The following is a 21,051-nucleotide window of genomic DNA, read 5'->3' as shown; positions in this document are numbered from 1 at the left end:
CAGCAGGGATTTAAGCTGCAAGGATAGTTTTTAGATCGTCTTCAACGTTGCCGATACTGCGCATATCGAACTTGTCTTGGATGATCTTAATTAGGTTATCGGTTAGGAATGCAGGCGCGGTTGGACCGGTGTAAATGCCTTTTACGCCCAGTGCAAACAGCGTCAGCAGGATCACGATGGCTTTTTGCTCGAACCAAGACAGAACCAGCGTTAATGGTAGTTCATTGATGTCGCAGTCAAACTCTTTTGATAGTGCAAGAGCCAATTGGATTGCTGAGTAAGCGTCGTTACATTGACCAACGTCTAACAGGCGAGGGATGCCGTTGATGTCGCCAAATTGGTTTTTGTTGAAGCGGAACTTACCACAGGCCAGCGTTAGGATCAGCGTGTCATCTGGTGCACTTGCAGTAAAGTCGGTGTAGTAGCTACGTTCAGATTTATCACCATCACAACCGCCGACAAGGAAGAAGTGTTTGATGTTACCCGCTTTTACTTGCTCAACCACCGCAGGTGCCGCGCTCATCAGTGCATTACGACCAAAACCAACCGTGATCATCTGTTCGATCTCGTTATGCTGGAAGCCCGGTTGTGCCAATGCACATTCGATCACTTGGCTGAAATCGTCACCTTCAATGTGTGCTACGCCCGGCCAGCCCACGATGCTACGAGTGAATAAGCGGTCTGCGTATTGACCAACATTCGGGTTCAGCAAGCAGTTTGACGTCATCACAATCGCACCTGGGAAGTTCGCGAACTCCTTCTGTTGGTTTTGCCATGCGCTGCCGTAGTTGCCCACTAGGTGTGGGTATTTCTTAAGTTCTGGATAACCGTGGGCTGGCAGCATTTCGCCGTTGGTGTAGACGTTAATACCTTTACCTTCGGTTTGTTGCAGGATTTTTTCTAGGTCATGCAAGTCGTGACCAGAAACCAGAATACACTTGCCTTGAACGGTTTTTACGTTCACTTGGGTTGGCTCTGGGTGACCAAAAGTTTTGGTTTCACCGTGGTCGAGCATTTCCATGACTTTGTAGTTCATCAAACCGATTTGCATCGAGCAATCTAGCAGTGCGCCTAGGTCTTCTGGATCAGTGCCTAACCAAGCCATGATTTGGTGGTATTGGGCGTAAATGTCGTTGTCCGTTTGTTCCAGTACGCGAGCATGCTCCATATAAGCCGCTGCACCCTTCAAGCCGTACAGACACAGTAGGCGTAGACCAATTACGTCTTCGCTAATGTTTTGGTAACCGCGGTTTACCGCCACTTGAGGCGCGAACGTTAGAATCTCTTCTGCGCTTTGCGGTAGCTCGAAGTCTGCAACTGCCGGGATGTTGTCGATGCTGGTGTCAGACAGCTTAGCGGCTGCAAGAGTTTGTTCTTTTAGGCGAGCTTTGAAGGTCGCCGCCTGAGCAGACAGTTCCAGAATTCGCTCAGGGTCAAAGTTCACGTTGGTCAATGTAGAGAAGAAGGCTCTTGGTGCCCATTGGTTGACTTCGTCGTCAACGATATCAAAGCGTAGTGCTTGTTCTGCCCAGTAAGAAACACCTTGTAGGGTGTAAACCAGTACGTCTTGTAGGTCGGATACTTCGGAAGTTTTACCACACATACCTTGTGCGAATGAGCAGCCTTTAACGGTAGGGGTTTGAATAGTCTGTTCACATTGAATACAGAACATTGCGCTTCTCCAATAACAGTAAGTTCTTTATTTGCGGTCGAGCCGCTTCTCTTTTCGATGTCACTGTTAGAGCAGATTATGTGCCAATAGTTAACCATATGAATTTTAAAGACTTTGTTCTTATTTTGGCATGTGTGTGATGTAAAAAAGACAACGCCATTGTTGTCTTTTTTACATCGGAGGTGCTTAAAGGCTAGTTTGAAAGGTCGAATTTTTTACCCATGCGATATAGGTTGCCTCGATCCATTTGCAGAAATTCAGCCGCTTTTGACCAAGTTCCGTTCGATTTTTCAAGCGCATAGACAATCAAGTCTTTCTGATAGTTTTCAACCAGCGAACGCATACCGTGGCTATTATCGGGAAAATACTTAGATGTATTTTTGACATCTTGCTTAGCTAGGCTGCTATCGAAATGGCTCACTTTGATGATCTGCTGCTGTTCTTGAATCGCTCTTAACGCCGCGCGGGTTAAAGTGTGTTCCAGTTCGCGCACGTTGCCCGGCCAAGGTTGCTTTTCTAGTAAAGTGAGTGACTTAGAGTGTAAGTGCAGGTTTGGAATATTAAACTGACTACGAACTTTTTCCAGTAAATAGCCCGCCAGTACCGGAATGTCTCCTTCACGTTTGCGCAGTGGTGGAACAGAGATTGGGAATACGTTCAGGCGGTGGAATAGATCGGCGCGGAACTGGCCTTGCTCGACCTCTTGCTCTAGTGACCGGTTGGTTGCGGCGATAATACGCACGTTCACCAACAGATGCTGATCGCTACCGACGCGTTGTAGTTCGCCCTGTTGAATTACGCGCAGCAATTTAGCCTGCAACACCAAAGGCAACTCGCCGACTTCATCGAGGAAAATCGTCCCGCCGTCTGCCAGTTCAAACTTGCCCGCGCGGTGGCTGTTTGCGCCAGTAAACGCGCCTTTAACGTGGCCAAACAGCTCGCTTTCCGCTAGCCCTTCCGGTAGTGCGGCGCAGTTGACGTAAATCATCGCTTTGTCACGGCGGCTAGATTGGGCGTGGACGCTGTGCGCGACCAGTTCTTTACCGACACCGGTTTCACCAGTGATCAGCACCGCGTAATCAGACTTAGCGACGGTTTCAATATTATTGCGCAGTTGCTGGATTTGTGGGCTTAAGCCAACCATCTCACCCTGCTTGGAGCGTGCCTGTTGGATCAAAGCCTGAGTGACGCTCTTTTGTTTTTTGTTCTGCGCTTTTAACGCTTTGATCTGCCCAATGTTACGCAGCGTTGCCGCGGCTAGCGCGGCGAAGGTTTCAAGGGTAACGGATTCAATCACATCAAATGCGCCAACAGTGAGTGAGTCGAGCGTCAACACGCCCACCAGTTGGCCGTCAACATACAAGCTACAACCTAAGCAATCGTGTACATCCAATTCAGCTTCTTCGCTGAGTAGTACGCCGCTAAAGGGGTCTGGCAACTCGCAGTCTGCACCAAAGCGAACTGGCTGCTTGGATTGCATGATAGCTTCCAGTCTTGGGTGCGCTTTGGGGAAAAATCGACGACCTAGAACACTGGCAGAAAGCCCCTTAACGGCGACGGGAGTAAGAAAACCGTCTTCGTCCAACACAAATAAGGCACTCGCATCACAAGGAAAGACTTTGTCGATGCCGTTGATGAGATGTTGATACTGGGCTTCACTGTTTAGGTTAGAGCTAAGATTGAGTGCTATCTCAAGCAGCACTTTATTCAGATTTGGGTTCATTGACTTTACTAGCGGAACAAACGTGCCAGAATCCTATCAAGCTGTTGTCTTTTTTACATCGTCCGAAAGGATATAAACACCTTTCGCTTGATTAAGGTCAATTTGTTGATGCGAACTACGCCGAAAAGGCAAGATACAGAGATGTTAATTAAGTGTTTAATCTTGCGATGAATGTTGAGCAATTCAAGCGCATTTCCTTTATGATGGGCACATGTTTCTTAACGTTTCCCTCGTGTATGTTCGCTGAATGGATCTCCACCGAAGCATTGATTGCTGCGCTGTTAATTTTCCTCGGTTCGTTTGTTCAAACCGCCATCGGTTTTGGCTTAGCGGTGGTGGCTGCGCCGTTATTGTTTTTGATTTCGCCTGATTACGTGCCTGCACCTATTTGTTTGGTGGCGTTGTTTATATCGTTACTGAACGCGTTAAAGCATCGAGATAGCGTGGAGATTGGCGGCTTGAAAATGGCATTGATCGGTAGGGTGCCGGGATCGCTCGCGGGTGGCGTGCTGTTGGTGATGGTGTCAACCGATATGCTGGCTTTATGGCTGGGTGGGCTGGTGCTATTCGCAGTGGCAGTGAGTTTGTTGCCTTTTCGCATTGAACCAACCCCGAGCCGAATGACCATTGCTGGTTTTTTTTCGGGCTTTTTTGGTACGAGCTCGTCGATTGGTGGGCCGCCGATGGCGTTGCTGCTGCAACATCAGGAAGCGAACCAATTGCGTGGTAACTTGTCGGCGTTTTTCGTCTTCAGTTCGATCATTTCGTTGATCATTCAAATCCCCGCTGGATTCCTCTCTTGGCACCATGTTTGGATTACGGTCCCGCTTATTCCTGCCTCTTGGGTTGGCTACAAACTGGCGCGTAAGACTACGCATTCTCTGCCCAAAGAACATATTCGTATGGGGGCGTTACTACTTTGTTCCGTCAGCGGCGCGACTGCAGTCTGGAAAGGGTTAATGTAAGATATTCACCTAATGTAAAGATATTCATCTGGGGTTAAGGAAAACACATGATACTAGAAGTGGCGATATTGGACGTGAAGCCGGGTTTAGAACAAGAATTTGAGCACAATTTTGCCAAAGCGCAGGCGATCATCGCCTCGATGAAAGGGTATGTGTCACACCAGTTACAACATTGTATTGAAAAGCCCAGTCGCTATGTTTTATTGGTAAACTGGGAAACATTAGCCGACCATGAACAAGGTTTTAGGCAATCGGCGGAATATCAGGAATGGAAAGCGCTTTTACATCATTTTTATGATCCATTCCCAACTGTAGAACACTACGAATCGGTCTACAGCTAAATTCGTTAAGGAGTAGTAAGGTGTTAAGAGTACTCGGAAATATTATTTGGTTTCTGTGTGGCGGCGTTGTAATGGGACTGATGTGGTGGTTCTTCGGTCTGCTTGCATTTGTCAGTATCATCGGCATCCCTTGGGGGCGTGCGTGTTTTGTCATGGGTAACTTTTCGTTCTTCCCATTCGGTCAAGAAGTGATTGAACGCGATGAACTCACCCGCCGCAAAGACATCGGCACGGGTGCGCTGGGATTCATCGGTAATGTAATTTGGTTTCTTTTAGCCGGTATCTGGCTGGCAATTGGCCATATTTTTTCTGCGGTGGCGTGTTTCGTTACCATCATCGGTATTCCGTTTGCGCTGCAGCATCTAAAACTGGCGTACATTTCGCTAGCACCAATCGGTAAAGCGGTGGTGTCTAAAGAAGAAGCGGCGATGGCACGCTACCCACGCTAATTGAATCAACCAAATTCAAACCAATAAAAAAGCCCCGTGTCGGGGCTTTTTGTTGTCTTAAGAAGCTAACAATTATAGTTCTTCACCGTAGATATCGAACGTGAAGTACTTGCTTGCGATCTTATCGTATGTTCCGTTGGCGCGAATTGCTTCGATGGCTTGGTTAAATTTCTCTGCCAGTGCCTTATCTTTCTGTCTAAGCGCCAGCGCTGTACCTTCACCGATGTACGCTTTGTCTGTCACCGCGTCACCCACAAACTCGAAGCCTTTACCAATTTCTTTGTCTAGGAATGCCAGAGCGAGTTGGTCTGAGTTACCGAATGTTGCATCCAGACGGCCGTTTTTCATATCAATGTACACTTCATCCTGACCTGCGTAACGCTTGATATCTGCCACATCACCAAACATATCCGTCACGTAACGGTCGTGGATAGTGCCGGTTTGTACGCCGATGACTTTGTCTTTCAAACCTTCTTTGCTGATCACTAGCTTTTGCTCGCTGTTAGCAACAAAGCGCGCAGGGGTTTGGTAGTACTTGTCGGTGAACAGTACTCGTTTTTTACGCTCTTCAGTGATACGCATCGACGCCATGATGACATCGGATTTGTGTGCCATCAGTGCAGGAATGAGAGAATCCCAGCTCTGTGAAACCCAAGTACATTCCAGCTTAGCTTCTTGGCATAGCGCGTCAGCGATTTCGATATCAAAACCCGCTGGATTGCCGCTTGCGTCCATGTAGTTAAACGGTGGATAGGTAAAATCTGAAGCCAGTCTGACCGTTTTGGCCATGCTCGGCGCAGCGAAAAGAATGGTTGAACAAGCCAGTACGCTAAGTAGTTTTTTCATAGTTATTCCCTTATTTACTTCGATGTTGTCTGCGTTTTGCTGTAGTTACAGATAGTTTGAGCGACTTCTTGCATGCTCTGTTCAGAGCCGATAGTGATACGAACACAGTGTTTCAGACTCGGCTCATGAGCCTGATTGCGCGTCACAATCCCTTGTTCAGCTAAGTAACTAAACAGATCAACATCCGCGTGTGTACGAATTAAAACAAAGTTTGTTGCTGAAGGATAGAGAGTCTCTATCCAAGGCAGTTCTTTAATATTGTTGATAAAGCGTTGCTTGGTCTCGATAAGTGCCTGCGTGCTGGCCGCGACTTTCGCTAATCCCTGCTCGCTTAATGCCTTAAGAACGATTTCTGCCGAGCTGTCAGGCATTGGATACGGTGGAATCAGCTTCATCACGTAGTCCATCACCTCTTGCGCCGCGACGATAAACCCACATCTTACCGCTGCCAAGCCGAACGCTTTTGACAGGGTACGAATCACCACGAGATTCGGATATTGGTCGATTAAGCTCACCACGTTCTGTGCCAGTTCGAATTCGATGTAGGCTTCGTCGACCACCACCAGCGCGTCTTGTTTGGTTTGCTCTAAGATCTCGTTGACCTGAGCTTTGTTCAACAGTTGCCCCGTCGGGTTGTTTGGCGAACAAAGAAAAACGATGTTTGCTCGTTTCGCGGCTTTGACTACGCCGTCTACATCCAACGCAAAGTCTGGCGCGAGCAAAGGTACGTCGATGGTCTCGACTGCTAGAGATTCGGCGCAGAACTCATACATCGCGTAAGTCGGTGAGCAGATAGCAATGCTGTCCGTACCCGGTTTACAGAAAGTGCGAATGAGTAGATCAATCGCTTCATCTGCGCCTCGTACCGCAAGTACGGGTTGCTGAGTTTGGCAGTATTGTTGGTATGCGCTGGCAATCTCATGGGGAAGAAAGTCTGGGTAGCGGTTGTAATCGGACTGTTGCTCACTGAACGCGATGGACTGTTCGAGTTCGTTTGCGTTGAGCCACAGTCTTCCTGAGCCTCCTATGCGACGTGCAGATTGATAAGGTATTAATTTTTTTATGCTCTCAGGCGCTAATTTGTCTGCAAGTGAACCCATTGAAAATCCTTTTGTATGACTTATAAATCGACGTGAATGAAATAAAATTCATCTTTAACGGGGTTAATTGTTAATCTAGTCAAAATGAATTTAATAATGAATCGAAATTAAGACATAATAGGCATGCAAAAATAACATGGCTTAAGATGCAAAAATGAATAGTCGATTGCCTTCTACAAAAAACTTACAAGCGTTCTTAGCAACCGCTGAGCACCTTAACTTTACCCATGCGGCAGAGAAGTTGAACATGACGCAAGGTGCGATCAGCCGTCAGATACAAGCGTTGGAGTCAATCATCGGCGCGATGCTGTTTTATCGTCAGGCTCGAGGGTTGGCGTTAACCCCTGAGGGGGACAAGTTTGTACCGATGGCGGAAGACATCATCAAACGTCTTCAAAGCGCGGTGCGTGAGGTGTCTGAAGGCGCAAACCGGATCAAGCTAAACGCACCTAGCTGTATTACCAGTTGGATTCTTGCTCGTTTGGCGAGTTTTCAGCAAGTGTATCCCGATATCAATGTTGAGCTGACCTCTACCACCAAGCACCAACCCATTCCTAACTTTGATAGTTTCGATGTGGTGGTGATGTATGGCAAACCAAGCAAAACCAAAAATGTTCAGCAAGCGTTGTTGTTTGAAGAAAAACTCGCGCCGATATGTTCGCCACAACTTTGGCAAAAGCAACGTTTGGCGTCTGAGCAAGAGGATGAGTCTTTACTTGACCGATTTACCTGGCTGCACGCCAACCAAGAACAATCGGACTGGCAACTGTGGCTTAATGCCTGTGGGTTACCAAAACTGAAAGGAAAAACCAACCAGACCTTTGCCACGCTCGATCAGGCGATGAATGCGGCGCAGCTCGGTTATGGGATTGCAATTGGGGATTTGACGTTGGCTGAGCAAGACTTAAAACTCAAGCGGGTCATACAACCCTTTGATGAAGTGGTGTCGTCAGGCAACGGATATTACCTGATGTCACACAGTGACAATGACAACGCCAAAGTTGCCAATCTCGTCGGCTGGTTAACCTCAACCGAGCAGCAAAACGAATTTGTATAGCGCCTCAGTAAGCTTTAATGCCGTACTCACGCAGCTTTGGCGGTAATACGTTATCCAGTTGCTCGATCTCTTCTGGGAATACTTCGATGAGTTCAAACTGGTGCGTTTGGTAGATTGACCTGATTTGCTCGCGTTCTTTATCGGATATGGTGCCGTTGTCTTTGCCCCAAAATTGCAGATAAACTTTGCCTTGCGGTAAGTAGAAATCACTCAGAACGTCTTGCTCGATGGGCAGTTGTCGGTCATAGGCGTGCACAATGCCGTTCATGTATAACCAGTTATCGATGATCAGCTCGCCTTTGGAGCGAACATAATGACCGTCAAGTGTGCGGTGTTTGGCTTCGAATTTTTGTCTGAAACTGGAAATTGACTTGTCGGTGGCATGCACCTCTGCATCGTGCCCGGAGAACTCCAATACAGATTGTTTTAGGCGCTTATTGCGAACGATGGAGTCGTGCCAAACAACAAACTGCTGGTTGCTCTCTTTGTCTTCGCGCTGGTAACCGCCGACAGTGAGACCGGAATTACTCACTTGCCAGCCGTTTTTGCTACGGTTTATCCAGCCGAGTTCTTGTAGCAGTTGATTGATCTTTTTTGCGTTGAGGTCAAAGCGCTCACCGATTTGTGTCGCGCTTAGTGTTTTGCCGCTGGTGGCGCTGGAGTCAATGAGTAGATTCTCTGGCCAGACGATAAACTTGCCGAATTTGGCGTGCTCGACATACTCTCCACCAAACTTTGCCCCGAGTTCGGTGAGAACCCAGCTATCTTCTGCACGATTAATGTAACCCGCAGTCTTTAGCTCTGCGAACAATTGCTTAGGTTCAATTGAACGTAGCTTTGCAAGCGCAGTGGTGGAAATCTTGTCTGGCATACCTTGTTCCTGAAAGCGGTGTCGCTCGGCCTGTTTGTTAGGTGGATAAAAGTCATAGGACGTTTGTATTGTTCAGGCTATTTAGCACCAATTCAAGACAAGTTGCGGCTAAATGTAAGATATGCCAATAAAAAAGGCACAGTGTGCCTTTTTAGATGAAGTTGGGGGATATAACGTAAGCCTTTACCAAATCACCGCGTACGATGCCCACGATTTGGCGTGGAAAATCGCGATAGATGCCGGAGCTACTAAGACCTGTTTGTGGTCGATACTTTGGTGCAGTTCGTGAGAGTCTGTATTACAAATCATCACCCATTCCTGATTCGCATCGCTTGGTAGCGTGAATCGGGCAGGGGCATTGGTTTGGTTAATGCAGTAGAACAACTCATCGCCGTTTTTGCCTAAACCTAAATGCAGCGCCACAGAGCTCAGCATGTTCCAGTCTTCGTGCTCCATGAAACTGCCATCGAGTCGACGCCAGAAGATGCGGTTGTCGTTACGTTTTTCGCCACTGAATGCACGAATAAACGGCACCATGTAGGTCTGACGAGCTTTGACCATCTGCGCCAACCACTCTTTAAAGCACTCTTTCTGTGGCGTCATGTGCCAATCAAGCCAACTGATCTCGTTGTCTTGACAGTAGGCATTGTTGTTACCACGTTGCGTGTGCGACAGAACATCGGCGGTGAGCACGTGTGGAATACCGAAAGCAAACAGCAGGCTCGCGATAAAATTGCGTTTCTGCTTTTCTCGTTTCTCAATGATTGTTTGGTTTTCGGTTTCACCTTCCACGCCGTAATTGTCGGAGCGGTTGTCGCCGTGGCCATCACGGTTATGCTCGCCGTTGGCTTCGTTGTGCTTGTTCTTGTAAGAGACAAGGTCCTGCATGCAGAAACCATCGTGGTAGGTGATGTAGTTGACCGTTAGTTTGTATGGCCAGTTTGCGGCGCTGTAAAGGTCACGTGAGCCCATAATACGGGTGGCAAACTCTTTGAGAAAACCTTGGTCGCCACGCCAGAAGCTACGGGTGATGTCGCGTAGTCTATCGTTACACTCGTTCCAACCAAACGGGAAGTTACCCACTTGGTAGCCGTTTGGACCGATGTCCCAAGGCTCAGCTATCAATTTAACGTCTCTCAGCACAGGATCTTGAGCGACGGCTTTGAAGAATCCGGCGTCTTGGCTGAAATGGTCACCGTGACGGCCCAAGGTTGCGGCGAGGTCAAAACGGAAACCATCGACCTTATATTCATTGACCCAGTAACGCAGCGTATCCATCACTAGGTTGAGGCTAGGTTGGTATGAGAGGTCAACAGTATTGCCACAACCAGTATAATTGGCAAAGTGGCGTCCGTGTTTGAGGTAGTAGTGCTGGTCGAGGGCTTTTAGGTTAAATACCGGACCGTCTGCACCACCCTCAGCGGTGTGGTTATAGACGACGTCCAGAATCACTTCAATACCGTGTCTATGCAGTTCGCGGATCGCCGTTTTTAGCTCATTTACCGCGTCAGATTCTGCGTATCTAGGGTCGGGTACCATAAACAAGTATGGGTTGTAACCCCAGTAGTTGACCTTGTCCATTTTGAGCAAATGTGGCTCATGCATACAAGCCGCAATCGGCAGTAGCTGCAGAGTGTTGATGTTCTGCTGCTTGTAAAACTCGATCATCGCGTCGCTGACTAAGCCTAGGTAGCGACCTTGTTGGTGCTCAGGAACACTCGGGTTGAGCTTGGAAACGCCTTTCACATGGGTTTCAAACAATACCATCTCTTCGCGAGGACGGCGAGGGCGTTCGATACCTTGCCAATCAAAATAATCATCGACCACCACACATTCGGCAAGTTTAAAGCTCTTTGCAGAGTCGAAAGGTAATGTGTAGTGAAGCGGTCGGGAAATCGCTTTGGCATATGGGTCGGAAATCAAATGCGGCTTACCATCTTTCTCAACGATGTAAGCGTATTTGGTGCCAGCGGTCACTCCAGGGATGAAAGTGTGTTTTATCCCCGCATATTCATTCGCAAGCGGATAGCTCTGAAAATCGCCATGCTGATCAAAAATGGCCAGCTGGATATTTGGCGCACCGGGAGCATAAATCGAAAAATTACACCCGTCTTGATTCAGTGTTGCGCCTTGAGGATAGGGATGTGAGCGCTGCATATTCATCACTCTATAAATATTATTTTCCTTGTAGTGAGGCTTTAGTAAATAGTTTTGTTTGCATCAGGTCAAGCGCCTTATAAAAAATTGTAAATGTAATTTTATTACAGAAATAAGACGTTTTTAGAAAAAAATTTGAGCTATTTGGCATTTTGTTGAGCAGAAAATTAATAAAAACCGTCTACTCCTCCTCAGAACTGTGATTAATCGCACTAATATCTTGTTCGGTTAACTTTCTCCTCCTTTCTCATCCCCCTGAATTATTTTTCATCCGGAGGAAGTAGAAATCCTCCTCCCTCAGTAATCTGGCCACCGTTGAAACAAATGGAGACAAGGGCTTAGCCCACGTCTCGTCTTACCTCTCTTTTTACCACCTGTAGCTGCCTTTTCGGGATGTATCGGGGGAGAGCGTAAAAAAGAATAAGAAACCCTAAACGGAGTTAACAATGAAAAAAGTAAGCATAGTTGCTGCAGCAGTGATCTCTACACTAGCTATTGGTGCTGCTCAGGCAGACGATAAAGTTCAACAAGGATGGCAAGTCAACGGTTATGGCCACCTGCTATACAACGTAGGTGAGTCGTTAGATACTGGTGAGACTTGGGCTCACCGCCGTGACTACCGCGCAGCAGGTGCAGCATTTTCAGGAAACCCTAATCAAGTTGAATTCACGGTGTCTCGTGGTGACAATTACGAGAATGGATCATGGTCTAAATACGTCCTAAAAACGGAATACGGTAACCACGAAGGCGGTAATGGCCGTGGTTTCTACACCTCTTCAGGTGGTAACGAAGGACACCTACAGTCTGGTGAGTTCGAATTCAAAGAAGCGTATGTAGAATTGGGCGATCTCTCTTTCTTCGCGGAAGGCACAAGTATTTGGGCAGGTCAACGTTACCTAAACCGCCAAGCAGGTATCATTACAAAAGAGTACTGGAAACAATCTTCTGGTCTGGGCGGTGGTATCCAACACGACAACATGGGCTTAGCGGTTGTTTCTGCTGACGCTGGTGATGGTTACTGTACTGTCGGTACCGCTACACTCAACTGTAAGAATGATAATTTAGACGATAATGGAAGTAGCAAAACAATGACTTCTGTTGACCTTTACATGTACGGCGTGGAAGGTCTAGGTGGTAAGTTTGACTTCGACGTTAAGTACATGACTAGAACCAACGTTGATTCTTCAACAAATGCAGCAGACGATGGTGTGGGTGTTTCTGTCACTTACTCTACAAGCTACTATGGTTTTGATGGCTGGTCCCTAACTGCATTGACTTACGGTGAAGGCTTAGCTGGTACCAAAGGTGTAAACTTCGGTTCTTGGAACGGTGGTTGGAATGAAAGTGATCGTTCGATCTTTTTGACTTCTTACGGTGTTGCGAACGTTACAGATAACCTACAGATTGGTACTGAGCTTGTTTACTGGGCTCTTGATAACAAAGATGACCGTCAAGTTTGGGGACAAGACGATGTTCAGCGCCTATTCGTTGGTGTGACTCCATCATACAAGATTAACGACAACTTCCGTATGGAAGCCGTGCTAACTTACGCAAACGAAATGCTTGATGACGGTTCGGCTTGGGGACGCGATAAAGACGATACGTCGTTCGTCACTGCAACTCTAGGTCCTGTGTTCACTGTGAATGCTGACTACTGGGGTCGCCCTCAAATCAAGCCATACGTAACTTACATGACTTCTAGCGATGATGATTACGCTTGGGCTAAAGACTCGAAAGGTGACGAAACTCGCTTTGGTGTCGAAGCTGAAATCTGGTTCTAACTAGGTCGGTTAAGCTTACAAGTTATAACATAGAAGGCAGTCTCAAGACTGCCTTTACTCATATAATAAGAAATGGATATAGAGATGAAAAAATACCTTACCTTGCTACTCTCCGGCATGAGTTTAATCGGTTGTGCTTCAAGCGATGATTTATCTCTTAAGCAAAATATCTTACCCCTGCAAACAGAAGTATGTTGCGAGTCTGCCAGTCATTTCCCTTGGTTTAGACTACAACAAAATCAAGACCTTGACTTTGAACTGAACGCTTCGTCACCTGTTAATCAGTTTGATGGTAGCAAGAGCTATTTCTCAGCGTTTACCTTTACCCAGCAATCAGGCTTAGTTGAGATACGACTAAGAAGCTTGATGCTAGATGGGGAAGTTGCGATTCCTCAAGTTGAATTACTTGATGCGGAGTTCAACGTCGTTAAAACGATCGATGACGCATTTACTGTGAAGTTTTCTGATGCTTTTGCTAAGAATCGCTATGAAATGACCGAGAAAGTAGACACAGTAAAGACGCCTTATATGGTCGTCTATGTAAAGACTTCAGAGCTTGGTAAAAAAGTAGTTGTGCCTCATCCAGCAAAGATCAGAGCGCAAGAATCTGGTGAGCCGATGCCGATTGTGACGGATCCTACCTACCTAGCATCCAATAACGGCCACTTTTCTTTGAGTGTGGAAACAATCACGCTTAGTGGCTATAACCAAAAATCTCTCGTAGAAGCTAAGCCTAAAGAGGCTGTAGCGGTTCAAAAACCAACCCAGTCAACTATTCAAGCTATTCCAGAAACACAATCTTACTACCACAATGCTATCCGACAGGCAGTGGAATCCAACAATATCGATAAGGCACTGAGCTTACTTGAAGAAGCGAAAGCGTTGAACATCGAAGGTGCACAAGAAGTGTTTGTACGATCGGTAAACGCTAAATAGATGTCTTTCCAATTACGCTAAGGTTAATGGTGGCTTTAGCCTTAGCGTTCTAATTGTGCCACGCAACGTTGGCGAAACTATTAGCAATCCTGCCGAGATGTTCATGGGGTAAGTGCCTGATCGAACAAGCGCTTGCTTTCGCTAAACTGGGTTGGCATACAACACGTTTCTTGCTATTTAAGCTTTGATTAATAATGGGTTTTGGATCTGATTTTCAGACTTATCGTAGTTCCCTTTACTCATATTTGCTCTAGAATCGTTCGCTGATATTCATGGTTCAGGGAAGGTGAAATGTATTCGGTCAAGCTTGATGAAGAGTTGGTTTACCCAACCAAAGTTATCTGTGTAGGACGCAATTATCTAGAGCATATTCATGAGCTTAATAATGCCGTTCCTGAGCAAATGGTGGTGTTTAACAAACCATCGACTTCTATTTCATCGGTACTGCGTGCCACCCACCAAGAGCCACTTCATTACGAAGGCGAAATCTGTTTCCTGATCAAAAACAACCAGTTTCACGCGGTTGGGCTTGGACTCGATCTGACCAAGCGTGGCTTGCAATCTAAGTTGAAAGAGAAAGGCTTACCGTGGGAGAGAGCAAAAGCGTTTGATGGCTCTGCCGTATTCAGCCGTTTTATTCCGATTGCAGGATTAGACATCAATAGTCTAGAGATAGAGTTGTTCATTAACTGCGTGCGCGTGCAAAAAGGCGATGTGTCACAGATGATGTATCCGCCGCAGGTGATCTTACAAGAGTTACAAAGCTACACCACATTGCAAGATGGCGATGTGATCATGACGGGCACACCGCAAGGCGTGGGCGAAGTACATCGCGGAGACCTGTTTTTGGCGCGTTTGAAGTGTAAAGAAGAAACCTTAATCGAAATTGAATGGGTGGCTGAATAAAGTTCTTTACCTTACCCCAAGGCAAAGGTTTAACCTCTGATTGAGTGATTCAATCAGAGGTTTTTTATTATGGGTTGTTGCAACAAAGCACCGAATGGCGGCTCACCGCAAATTGGTATTTTAGTGAAATGGACGCTGTGTATCGCAGTGGTAGTGTTTTTGATCGCTGCGTTATTTGGTTAAAGGTTCGGCTAGAGCAGTTTTAGAACCAGAAATACCGCCATGCTGACAAAGGTAGTGAGCAACACGTTTTTGGTTTTCCACGCCATGACCGCAGCGACTATGGCGCCAATCAGATAAGGGTTGTCCGGTGTGATCCACAGCTCTTGCTCCGGCATAAATACGATAGGTGCCCAGATCGCTGTTAATACAGCAGGGCTCGAGTAGCTGAGCAACCTCTGCGCTTGCGGGTTCAAGCGCAGCGGTAATTTTGGCTCCAGAAATAGATATCGGCTGACGAAAACCAAAAACGTCATAGCAAGAATTGACAGCAAAATCATCGCTTCGCTCCTTTAAACGATTCAACCAAATAGCCCGCCACCATACCTCCGACGCTGGCGATCATCAGTCCTGATTCTATGGCGAAATAGCTGCATGTCACCGCGATGACCAAAGACGCGACTACGGCCGCAAGTACCGGTGACGTTTTTATATTGGGGATGACGATCGCGATAAACGTTGCTGCGACCGCAAATTCAAGTCCGAGCTCATTCATCGAAGGAATGTAATTTCCTGCGAGAATGCCGATAAACGTCACTATGTTCCAAAACAGATAAAAGCTTAGCCCAGCACCGAGCGCGTACCAGCGATCAAATTGTTTGTCCGACTGCAGACCACAAAGCGCAAATAGCTCGTCAGTGAGTAGGTAACCTAGCGCCAATCGCCATCTCAGCGGAAGTGGACTCACTTTGCTGCGCATCGACACGCTATAAAGGAAGTGTCGTGAGGTAATAAAGAAGGTCGCGAGTAACATAGTAGTTAAACTCGCTCCGGCTTTAATCATACCTGTTGCGACAAGTTGTGCTGACCCCGCAAATAAAATCGCCGATAGCGCTTGGCTTTCAATGATGGTTAGCCCTGATTCAACGGCATACGATCCAGCGAGCAAGCCCCAAGGGATCACCGCAATACTGAGTGGTAACATCGCAACCGTGCCTTGTAGGAACAAACGGCCGCGTGAAGGTTGGCTAGTAGAATTCAAACTTGTAGTACTCATTAATATCTCTAGTTGTGTTCACTTGCCCTTATTTAGACATTTGGGCAAAGCCAACGCTTGTACAATACTGCTGTACTGAGAGGCTTAGATTATCCCTAGCTCAGGTTATTTACGTTTAGCCTTCTGTGGTTTGTACTGTCTCGGAGTCACGCCCATCGCGCGCTTAAAATGGCGGTGAAAGTGGCTTTGATCATGAAATCCTGTTTCTTGAGCGACGTCAGAGATGTCCATCCCTTGTCGCAATAACTGTTTAGACAACCGCAAACGAGATTGGATCTGATACGCATGTGGCGGAAAGCCAAACTCTTTCTGAAAGCTGCGCGCCAAATAGTACGGGCTTAAACCAGCAAGTTTGGCGAGGTCGTCTAAGCTCACATCCGCCTGAGGGAAATCATCTAAAAATTCTTTAACCAGCTTGAGTTGTTTCTGAGTTCGGGTTTGTGGCTCCCAATCTAACCGCGTTTTGCTGTGTCGGCTAATCAGCTTAACCAAAGTGCCGTAGACCAGTGTCTCACGCAGGAGTTTGTTGTCTGATTTAGCCAAGGTGTCGAACACCATACGCAGTTGCTGCGCCATCTCTGGGTCATAAACCACAGGCTCAGGGAAGTAAGGTACAGAGCCTTGTGGGAGTAAGCCTTCGGTCAGCGATGCAAACTGTTCTGGCAGTGGGTACATGGCTTTGTATTCCCAGCCACCTTCCGTCGCGGTTTGACCGTTATGCACTTCGTCAGCGTTGACTAAGATAATACTGTCTTGAGGTGCAATATGATTTCCACCAGTGCGATAAAAGCGTTGTGCGCCTTTTTCAATAACACCAACGGTGTAGCCCTCATGGCTATGGCGCGAAAAGTTTTGGTTGGTGTACTTAGCATCAAGGAGTTCAAGCCCGCCCAGTTCACTGGCCAGTTGAAAGTTTGCTGATTCCTTTTCCGTATGATGCGCCATTGTACTTCCTCTGTTCGCGTCCCTTTTGCAGTCTAGCCTAACGGGGTTTGAATTTTTTGTACAAAATTGCGCTTTTTATTTGAACTATCTACGTTAACGTTTGCTTGTTGTTTGTTCTGGTTATTTGGTGTTTTGCTTCTATTTTAATTATGGAATGGGAGGTTATGTTGGTATAAAATCCCGCACTTTATTGCTCCTGTAACATAATAATTATGATCGATTTATCAGTGCTACCCGTCTATTTGACGGCTGTGGTCGCACTTTTGCTACTGCCGGGACCAGATATGTTGTTGATTGCCAGCTCGAGTATGAGCTACGGACGTAAAGTAGGGATCTTTGCGAGCTTGGGTAATGCGACATCTGGAGTTATTTTGACGTTATTGGCGGCGCTTGGGGTATCGGCATTGATCGCCATGAGCCCAATTGCGCTCAAAGCGCTTCATCTACTTGGTGGTGCATACTTGCTTAAGATGGGGTGGGATTGTTTACGCGCCAGCGCGTCTGATGCGCCGCAACTCGACGGCACGAGTAAAGTTGCGACGACTTTTTATCAACGAGCGTTGGTGAGCAATCTACTCAATCCGAAAGCGTTGGTGTTCTTTGTGATGTTCTTGCCCCAGTTTGTCTCAAGTAATATTACTGCGACGTCTGGCGAACAGATGCTTGCGCTAGGCCTATTGCTTAATGTGCTGGGTTTAGCGTTTAATCTACTGCTGGTCGCTTTGGTTGGTACTCTCGGTAAGCCTTTGCTTGAAAACGCTAAATTCAGAACCTATCAGCATAAGTTTATGGGTTTGATTTTCGTGATATTGGCGTTGTGTATGCTAAGTTCATTTGCCAGTTAAGCCACTTTTTGGCACAGTTTTAAAGGTCAGCATTTGCTGGCCTTTTTAATAGGGAAGTTGTTATGCATATACAGTTCATGTTGAACCCGCCGAAAAACATCAAAGATCTTATCTATAACGGGCTAAAGTCTTTCAACCTAAAACACTTTCCTGATGAAGAAATGCAGTCACTGGCTTGCGTCGCCGAAGACCCAGGCGGCAACTTTCTTGGCGGACTAACCGGCCAGATCTTTACCAACACTTTGTTCGTCGAGTTCCTATGGTTGGATGACAGTAACCGTTCTGCCGGGATCGGCTCAAAGCTGATGGAAGAAGTGGAGCAACAGGCCAAGCAACTTGGTGTAACCGACATCTACTTAGATACCTATACATTCCAAGCTCCCGGCTTCTACGCCAAGCTCGGTTTCGAGGAAGTGGGGCGTTACACTGGTTTTCCAACTCGTGGTGTCGATAAAATCTTCTTACAAAAGAAAATTGCCTAGTTTGAGCAGTTGTTTATGTTAGTGCGGTCTTATAACGGATCTCATAAGGTTTGGTGAAAACATGTTTCGCTAAACCCTATCCCGCACGTGACTATGTGAGTTGTCACTGGCGGACAAGTTTGGAAAACATATGAACCGCATACTAAATATAAAACTGTTTAAGCAGCTCGTTGGCCTAATTACGCTTGTTCTACTTATTGGCTTTTCTTCTCTATCGGTAGCGACTGAAACAGGGTGGATGAGCAATCCTCAGCATCCTCCAGTACAAACTCGATTTGTTATCACCGGGCAATCCAACTCGGCACAACCATTGGTTGAAGGTTTTCTCGAAGTGAAGTTAGAAGAAGGCTGGAAAACTTATTGGCGAAATCCCGGTGAAGGTGGCGTTGCACCGAAAATAGACTGGAGTGGCTCGACCAACCTCAAAGACGTCCAGTGGCATTGGCCGTTTCCACTGCGATTTGATCTGCTAGGCATCAGTACGCTTGGGTATAAGGGTGATGTGGTCATTCCGATAACTCTTACTCTTCAAGATTGGCGGCGTCCTGTTGAATTGAGCGCCAAGCTGACACTTTCTTCGTGTGACACGGTGTGTGTGTTGACCGACTACCCGTTCTCACTCACGTTCACTCCAAGCCAACTGGCGGTTAGTGAGACTGATGCTTACCGCTATGCGCAGGCAATCAGTCAGGTACCAAAAGGCACTGCACAAATTAGTGCCTCGGAAGCGACTTGGGACCAACAGAACAAATTACTGAGCGTTAAACTCAGCAAAGCGTTACCTTGGCAATCGCCAGAGCTGATTGTCGACTCGTTTGATTCGCGCGGCAAAGAGTACAGCTTCACACCACTTACAACGCAACTCGATAACGGCGCCGTGTCCGTCACGTTTCGCGTGTCGAGCTGGATGAATGATATCAATCTTAATCAAATCCCTTTGCGAGTGTCAGTGAAAGATGAGGGGCTACTCGCTGAAGTTGAGTTGCAAGCCCGTGCAGGCGTAATTGATAGCTACAACGGATCACTTTTGATGATGCTCGGTTTTGCATTCATCGGCGGCCTGATTCTCAACATCATGCCGTGTGTGTTACCAGTGCTGGGGATGAAGCTGAGTAGCGTGATTTCTGCTCACGGCTTCAAGCGCACCCAAATCCGTCGCCAGTTTTTATCTTCATCGGCTGGGATCTTATGTTCATTCTGGTTGCTCGCCGGTTTTTTGTGGATTTTGAAACTGACGGGTAATACCGTCGGTTGGGGGATTCAGTTCCAAAGTGGCTGGTTTATCGGTTTGATGGTATTAGTCACGGGTTTGTTTGGTGCCAATATGCTCGGTTTGTTCCACATTTCGCTTCCAGCGCGAATTACCACTTGGTTAGCCGCAAGAGGGGATGAGTCACAGCTTGGTCACTTTACTCAGGGCATGTTTGCCACACTATTAGCAACGCCCTGTTCCGCACCATTTCTTGGCACGGCGGTAGCGTTTGCTCTAGCTGCAAGCAGTGTAGAGTTGTTTGTTATCTTTACCGCATTGGGCTTGGGGATGGCTTTTCCTTGGTTGTTGGTGTCGGCTTTCCCACGTCTTGCGACCTTGTTGCCTAAACCGGGGGCGTGGGTCAATAAGGTCAAATCCTTGTTTGGTCTAATGATGTTCGGCACGAGTTTGTGGTTACTCAGCCTGCTCACCAACCACTTGCCAGTTTTTTGGGTGGTGGTCATTGCCCTTGTCGCGCTTGTACTGCTACTAAAAGCCATTAAGCGTGTGTATGGCGATAAGATGTTTGTTTTATCGGGCGGATTTTTGATGATGGCTTTGGCTGGTTCTTTGATCCTCGGCAGCATGACGACAGATAAATGGGTGACTCCGTTGCCTGATGATTTGGTGTGGCGAACGCTGGATCAAAGCGCGATTTCAACCGCAGTTAGTGCGGGTAAGACAGTGTTTGTGAATGTGACTGCGGATTGGTGTGTCACCTGCCAAGCCAACAAGGTTGGTGTGATTCTACAAGACCCGGTTTACTCCACGTTAAAGTTAGATTCCATTGTCGCGATGCAAGGGGATTGGACGCATCCCGACAGCGAGGTCAGCCGTTATTTACGTGAAAATGGCCGCTTTGGTGTGCCGTTCAATATTGTCTATGGCCCCGCTGCGCCAGAGGGAATTCCTCTGCCGGTGATTTTAAATGATAAATCGGTGATTCAAGCGATAGATGTCGCAAGTGGAGGAGCTGGCTCGTGAAGAAAACATTCCTTTCTCGATTGAAAGAGCTCGCGCTTTACATCGTACTCGGTTTGGTGATCGTGGCTGGTGTCGATTGGTATCGTAGCCAAGATATGCCGAAAGACGTGGCAATGGATTTTGCGGTGCAAACGATGGATGGACGCGTAGTCAATATCAATCAGCTCAGTCAGGAACAGCCGGTAGTGATTTACTTTTGGGCTACTTGGTGTGGAGCGTGTAAGTTTGTTAGCCCAACGGTCAACTGGCTCAGTGACCATTACACTGTCGTGGCAATTTCAGGATCGTCAGGAGCCGACCAAAGGGTCAAAGCGTTTTTGCAGCAAAAAGGCTACCAGTTTGACAATATCAATGACCCTAACGGAGGCCTATTCAAGCAGTGGGGTATCTCATTAACGCCAACGATTTTTGTCGTTAAGGATGGAGAGGTTGCGAGCGTGACGACGGGAATAACTACGCCACCGGGGCTACTTGCTCGGATATGGTTAGCGCAGATTTAATTGTAACTACTGGATCATAAAAA

20 protein-coding genes are annotated in these 21,051 nt (G+C 47.1%); 11 read left to right on the top strand and 9 right to left on the bottom strand.

What is annotated here, in order from left to right; all coding sequences use genetic code 11:
• Nucleotides 1-10 precede the first annotated feature (10 nt).
• Both hcp and norR read right to left on the bottom strand, forming a co-directional pair.
• Nucleotides 11-1,672: a hydroxylamine reductase gene (gene hcp, locus HCZ42_RS05085; RefSeq protein ID WP_167419660.1), complete on the bottom strand. Its 1,662-nt coding sequence runs from the start codon at nt 1,670-1,672 to the stop codon at nt 11-13.
• Nucleotides 1,673-1,865: 193 nt separating this feature from the next.
• A complete protein-coding gene (norR, locus tag HCZ42_RS05080) occupies nt 1,866-3,395 on the bottom strand; it encodes a nitric oxide reductase transcriptional regulator NorR (protein ID WP_167419659.1) in 1,530 nt (509 codons plus the stop codon).
• A 236-nt stretch (nt 3,396-3,631) separates the two neighbouring features.
• On the opposite strand from norR, the gene HCZ42_RS05075 reads away from it, so the two are divergent.
• Genes HCZ42_RS05075 through HCZ42_RS05065 form a run of 3 tightly spaced genes read left to right on the top strand, consistent with a single transcriptional unit; the run spans nt 3,632 to nt 5,150 of the window.
• On the top strand, nt 3,632-4,360 hold the full coding sequence (locus HCZ42_RS05075) for a sulfite exporter TauE/SafE family protein (protein WP_167419658.1): 729 nt from the start codon (nt 3,632-3,634) through the stop codon (nt 4,358-4,360).
• A 47-nt stretch (nt 4,361-4,407) separates the two neighbouring features.
• Nucleotides 4,408-4,701 carry an antibiotic biosynthesis monooxygenase family protein gene (locus tag HCZ42_RS05070; RefSeq protein WP_167419657.1) on the top strand — a complete coding sequence of 98 codons (294 nt, stop codon included), beginning with the start codon at nt 4,408-4,410 and terminating at the stop codon, nt 4,699-4,701.
• Between the two features lie 20 nt (nt 4,702-4,721).
• A complete protein-coding gene (locus HCZ42_RS05065) occupies nt 4,722-5,150 on the top strand; it encodes a YccF domain-containing protein (protein WP_167419656.1) in 429 nt (142 codons plus the stop codon).
• A gap of 72 nt (nt 5,151-5,222) precedes the next feature.
• Here the strand turns inward: HCZ42_RS05065 and HCZ42_RS05060 are convergent, their stop codons facing one another.
• Together HCZ42_RS05060 and hisC are read right to left on the bottom strand one after the other, a co-directional pair.
• On the bottom strand, nt 5,223-5,996 hold the full coding sequence (locus HCZ42_RS05060) for an ABC transporter substrate-binding protein (protein WP_167419655.1): 774 nt from the start codon (nt 5,994-5,996) through the stop codon (nt 5,223-5,225).
• Between the two features lie 14 nt (nt 5,997-6,010).
• Nucleotides 6,011-7,096, bottom strand: coding sequence for a histidinol-phosphate transaminase (gene hisC / locus HCZ42_RS05055; protein ID WP_167419654.1), 1,086 nt, complete (start codon nt 7,094-7,096; stop codon nt 6,011-6,013).
• Nucleotides 7,097-7,250: 154 nt separating this feature from the next.
• On the opposite strand from hisC, the gene HCZ42_RS05050 reads away from it, so the two are divergent.
• Complete coding sequence (locus HCZ42_RS05050) at nt 7,251-8,153, top strand: LysR substrate-binding domain-containing protein (protein WP_167419653.1); 903 nt, start codon at nt 7,251-7,253, stop codon at nt 8,151-8,153.
• Nucleotides 8,154-8,157: 4 nt separating this feature from the next.
• On the opposite strand, the gene HCZ42_RS05045 is transcribed toward HCZ42_RS05050, so the two are convergent.
• A complete protein-coding gene (locus HCZ42_RS05045) occupies nt 8,158-9,024 on the bottom strand; it encodes a glycerol kinase (protein ID WP_167419652.1) in 867 nt (288 codons plus the stop codon).
• A gap of 183 nt (nt 9,025-9,207) precedes the next feature.
• A complete protein-coding gene (glgX, locus tag HCZ42_RS05040; protein ID WP_167419651.1) occupies nt 9,208-11,181 on the bottom strand; it encodes a glycogen debranching protein GlgX in 1,974 nt (657 codons plus the stop codon).
• 446 nt (nt 11,182-11,627) lie between these two features.
• Between glgX and HCZ42_RS05035 the strand changes: the two genes are divergently transcribed.
• From HCZ42_RS05035 to HCZ42_RS05025, 3 genes are all read left to right on the top strand, one after another.
• A complete protein-coding gene (locus HCZ42_RS05035; protein WP_167419650.1) occupies nt 11,628-12,962 on the top strand; it encodes a carbohydrate porin in 1,335 nt (444 codons plus the stop codon).
• Between the two features lie 84 nt (nt 12,963-13,046).
• Entirely contained in the window at nt 13,047-13,898 is an 852-nt protein-coding gene (locus HCZ42_RS05030; protein WP_254868894.1) for a MalM family protein, read from the top strand.
• Nucleotides 13,899-14,189: 291 nt separating this feature from the next.
• Entirely contained in the window at nt 14,190-14,804 is a 615-nt protein-coding gene (locus tag HCZ42_RS05025) for a fumarylacetoacetate hydrolase family protein (RefSeq protein WP_167419648.1), read from the top strand.
• Between the two features lie 191 nt (nt 14,805-14,995).
• Here HCZ42_RS05025 and HCZ42_RS05020 read toward each other — a convergent pair whose 3' ends face one another.
• From HCZ42_RS05020 to HCZ42_RS05010, 3 genes are all read right to left on the bottom strand, one after another.
• Nucleotides 14,996-15,304 (bottom strand): AzlD domain-containing protein, encoded by a 309-nt coding sequence (locus HCZ42_RS05020; protein WP_167419647.1) that lies wholly within the window; start codon nt 15,302-15,304, stop codon nt 14,996-14,998.
• Complete coding sequence (locus HCZ42_RS05015) at nt 15,301-16,020, bottom strand: AzlC family ABC transporter permease (RefSeq protein WP_167419646.1); 720 nt, start codon at nt 16,018-16,020, stop codon at nt 15,301-15,303. The genes HCZ42_RS05020 and HCZ42_RS05015 overlap by 4 nt, the downstream gene beginning before the upstream one ends.
• A gap of 105 nt (nt 16,021-16,125) precedes the next feature.
• Nucleotides 16,126-16,965, bottom strand: coding sequence for a helix-turn-helix transcriptional regulator (locus HCZ42_RS05010; RefSeq protein WP_167419645.1), 840 nt, complete (start codon nt 16,963-16,965; stop codon nt 16,126-16,128).
• A 212-nt stretch (nt 16,966-17,177) separates the two neighbouring features.
• On the opposite strand from HCZ42_RS05010, the gene HCZ42_RS05005 reads away from it, so the two are divergent.
• The 4 genes from HCZ42_RS05005 (at nt 17,178) to HCZ42_RS04990 (ending at nt 21,028) form a co-directional block, all read left to right on the top strand.
• A complete protein-coding gene (locus HCZ42_RS05005) occupies nt 17,178-17,810 on the top strand; it encodes a LysE family translocator (protein ID WP_167419644.1) in 633 nt (210 codons plus the stop codon).
• Between the two features lie 62 nt (nt 17,811-17,872).
• On the top strand, nt 17,873-18,292 hold the full coding sequence (locus HCZ42_RS05000) for a GNAT family N-acetyltransferase (protein ID WP_167419643.1): 420 nt from the start codon (nt 17,873-17,875) through the stop codon (nt 18,290-18,292).
• 130 nt (nt 18,293-18,422) lie between these two features.
• Nucleotides 18,423-20,528 (top strand): protein-disulfide reductase DsbD family protein, encoded by a 2,106-nt coding sequence (locus HCZ42_RS04995; RefSeq protein ID WP_167419642.1) that lies wholly within the window; start codon nt 18,423-18,425, stop codon nt 20,526-20,528.
• On the top strand, nt 20,525-21,028 hold the full coding sequence (locus HCZ42_RS04990; protein WP_368484165.1) for a protein disulfide oxidoreductase: 504 nt from the start codon (nt 20,525-20,527) through the stop codon (nt 21,026-21,028). Before HCZ42_RS04995 ends, HCZ42_RS04990 begins: the two co-directional genes overlap by 4 nt.
• Nucleotides 21,029-21,051: the final 23 nt, after the last annotated feature.

The sequence above is a fragment of the Vibrio hepatarius genome, from assembly GCF_011806575.1.
Lineage (GTDB): Bacteria > Pseudomonadota > Gammaproteobacteria > Enterobacterales > Vibrionaceae > Vibrio > Vibrio hepatarius_A.
This window is presented reverse-complemented; position numbering and strand designations above follow the sequence as displayed.